This window comes from Immundisolibacter sp., from assembly GCF_041625615.1.
In the GTDB taxonomy this organism is placed as follows: domain Bacteria; phylum Pseudomonadota; class Gammaproteobacteria; order Immundisolibacterales; family Immundisolibacteraceae; genus Immundisolibacter.
This window is the reverse complement of record NZ_JBFJTF010000235.1, coordinates 1-1,749: the sequence shown is the minus strand read 5'-3', so window position 1 is coordinate 1,749 and position 1,749 is coordinate 1. Positions and strand designations below refer to the sequence as shown.

2 protein-coding genes are annotated in these 1,749 nt (G+C 69.4%); both read left to right on the top strand.

All coding sequences use genetic code 11. From position 1 onward, the window contains the following. Nucleotide 1: 1 nt before the first annotated feature. Entirely contained in the window at nt 2-955 is a 954-nt protein-coding gene (locus ABYX71_RS11865; RefSeq protein ID WP_372696699.1) for an ABC transporter permease, read from the top strand. Between the two features lie 19 nt (nt 956-974). Continuing rightward, nucleotides 975-1,745: an ABC transporter ATP-binding protein gene (locus tag ABYX71_RS11860; RefSeq protein ID WP_372696698.1), complete on the top strand. Its 771-nt coding sequence runs from the start codon at nt 975-977 to the stop codon at nt 1,743-1,745. Nucleotides 1,746-1,749: the final 4 nt, after the last annotated feature.

The window sequence follows — 1,749 nt, the reverse complement described above, 5'->3', positions numbered from 1 at the left end:
GGTGGTGTCGGCCAAGGCGCCGCCGCGCTGGCGCGAGCCGGCGACCCGCGCCGTGTTCGCGCTGATCGGCATCGTCGTGTTCCTGGCGCTGTGGCAGGTGCTCGCCGCGCGCATCGACACCTCGCTCGGCCGCCTGCCGGGGCCGGTGCAGGTGGCGCAGCAGGTGCAGGTACTGGGCGGCGAATGGCAGGCCGAGCGCGAGCGGGCCCAGGCGTTCGAGGAACGCCTGGCGCAGACCAACGCCCGCCGCCTGGCGGCCGATCCGAACGCCGAGCCCATCCGCGCCGCCTACACCGGCGCGCCGACCTTCGTCAGCCAGGTCGGCACCAGCCTGCTGACGGTGGCCACGGGCTTTGTGCTGGCCACGCTGGTGGCAGTGCCGCTGGGCATCGTCAGCGGCCTGTCGAGCGGTGTGTACGCGGCGCTCAATCCCATCATCCAGGTGCTGCGGCCCATCTCGCCGCTGGCCTGGCTGCCCATCGTCACGCTGGTGGTCAGCGCGCTGTACGTGTCGCCGGACCCGATGCTGGCCAAGTCGTTCGTCATCTCGGCGCTGACCGTGATGCTGTGCTGCCTGTGGCCAACGCTGATCAACACCACCATCGGTGTGGCCAGCGTGCCGCACGAGCTGACGCAGCTCACGCGGGTGCTGCGCCTGCCGTGGCTCACGCGGGTGCGGCGGGTGGTGCTGCCCAGCGCGGTGCCGATGGTGTTCGCCGGCATGCGCGTGTCGCTGGGCATCGGCTGGATGGTGCTGATCGCCACCGAAATGCTGGCGCAGAACCCGGGTCTGGGGAAATTCGTCTGGGATGAATTCCAGAACGGCAGCTCGCAGTCGCTGGCGCGCATCCTGGTGGGCGTGGTGACCATCGGCCTGCTCGGCTTCCTGCTCGACCGCCTGATGCTGTCCGCCCAGCGCCTGGTCAGCTGGGACAAGAACGCCGTCCTGCGCTGAGCGCACAAGGAGCCCAACCATGAGTCATCTCGAAATCTCCGACGTCGGCATTACCTTTCCGACGCCCAAGGGGCCGTTCGTGGCCCTGCAGAACGTGAACCTGCGCATCGAGCGCGGCGAGTTCATTGCCCTCATCGGCCATTCCGGCTGCGGCAAGTCCACGCTGCTGAACATTATTGCCGGGCTCAACCAGGCCACATCGGGCGGCGTGGTGCTGTCCGGGCGCGAGGTGGATGCCCCCGGCCCGGACCGGGCCATGGTGTTCCAGACCCACGCGCTGCTGCCGTGGCTGAGCGCGTACGACAACGTGCGCCTGGCAGTGGATCAGGTGTGGCGCGGCCGCAAGTCGGCCGCCGAACGCCACGCCTGGACCGAGGAGCACCTGGAACTGGTGCACATGACACACGCCCGCGACAAGCGGCCGGGCGAGCTGTCCGGCGGCATGCGCCAGCGGGTGGGCATTGCCCGGGCACTGGCCATGCAGCCCGAAGTGCTGCTGATGGACGAGCCGTTCGCCGCGCTGGACGAGCAGACCCGCATGGTGCTCGGCGAGGAGCTCCTGCGGATCTGGTCCGACACCGGCAAGACCATCCTGTTCGTCACCCACAGCCTCAACGAGGCGGTGTACCTCGCCGATCGCATCGTCGTGCTGAGCGCGCGACCCGGGCGCATAGTCGACGACCTCGTGGTCGATCTCGATCGGCCGCGCACGTTCGCGATGATGTCGAGCGAGCGCTTCGGGGTGCTCAAGGACCGCATCTGGGAGCACATCCGCACCGCGCACCGGTGAGGGC